Origin of the sequence: Streptomyces sp. Act143 (genome assembly GCF_003143935.1) — a bacterium.
GTDB lineage: Bacteria > Actinomycetota > Actinomycetes > Streptomycetales > Streptomycetaceae > Streptomyces.
Map to the genome: position 1 here is coordinate 1 of NZ_QFRX01000002.1, position 1259 is coordinate 1259.

1 protein-coding gene is annotated in these 1259 nt (G+C 66.4%); it reads right to left on the bottom strand.

All coding sequences use genetic code 11. From position 1 onward, the window contains the following. The coding region (locus DI272_RS44835) for a hypothetical protein (protein WP_219933917.1) at positions 1-1259 on the bottom strand (1259 nt) is incomplete at both ends.

A 1259-nucleotide genomic window follows, 5' to 3' on the forward strand; every position in this document is an offset into this window, starting at 1 on the left:
GCTCCCCCCGCCCGGACTCACCACCCAACGCCCGCTCGTACTTCTTCGCCAACTCGAACAACTTGTCCTTGCCGCCGGGTGTGGCGGGGACCGTGGCGATGAACCGGATGTCCTCACCCGGCTGCAACGCCCCCTTCGCGGTGCCGTCGTACTGCGCCACCGGCTTGAACGAGTAGTGCTCCGCGTAGGAACGGAACTCCGGCGTGAACCGGGCGACGTCCGTCGACTGCGTCAACTGGCCGTGCACCACGACCGGCTGCGGAACCGGCGCCGCCTGCGCCCCGTGTGCCTGACGGCTCGGCGCCTTGGGGGCCACCGCATGGCCCCCTCCGCCGATCCCGCTGACTCCGTTGATCTTGTTGATCTCGGTGACCAGCGAGTCGCGGGTACCGAGGGCCATCTTGACCAGGTCACGGAAGGTGTCGTTGTCGGGGATCCCCTTGCGCAGGCCCTTCCATGTCTTCGTGTTCTTCTCGGCGAGTTCCGCCGCCTTCATGGAGACGAGCTGCGAACCGTCGGTCGGGGGGATGCCGTGGAAGGCCAAGTCGGCCAGCTGCCGCGCGGCATCGGGATTCGTGGCGAGCAGGCCCCGGTGATACGTGTTCAGGTAGTCGGTGACCTGGTCCGTCCAGACCTTCTTGTCCGCATGACTCTGCGTCAGGCCGCCCATGAGCGATTTCAGATCGCCCTTCAGGTCCTTGGCGATGCGGCCACCGTCGGTGACCAGTGCGAGGTCGGACGAGAACCGGACCATCTTGGACACGTCGGTGCCCCATGCGTCCTTGCGCGCGTCGATGACGTTCTTGAGGAGGTGCTTGCCCTCCTGGGCCTCGAACTGCCACTTGTCACCCTGCTTGAGGCCGAAGTGGACATGGTCCTCAAGCCGCCCCCAGTCGTCGGCATCGACCCGGACGAACGTGTTGGGCTCGGGGAAGTACACGGCACGGGAGTCGACCCCGCTCATCGCGTCACGTACGGCCAGGTCCAGGTCGGCGGCCTTCGCCGCGGCGGCACTGTCCTGGAGCTTGTAGCCACCGCTGACGATCTCCGGAAGCAGCACGTCCTCCTGCCCCGTGTGCGACACCTTGGTCACCGCGAGGTCATGGATCACCTTGGTGGCCTTGTCGAAGAGAGGCCTGTCGCCGACCGTCATGCTCTTGACGTCGAAGTCGCCCACATGCAGATAGACCCCGCCGTCGGAGCCGGCGACCTTCGCGATCATGTCGCGGGTCAGATCGTCACGGACGATCGCCTCCCGG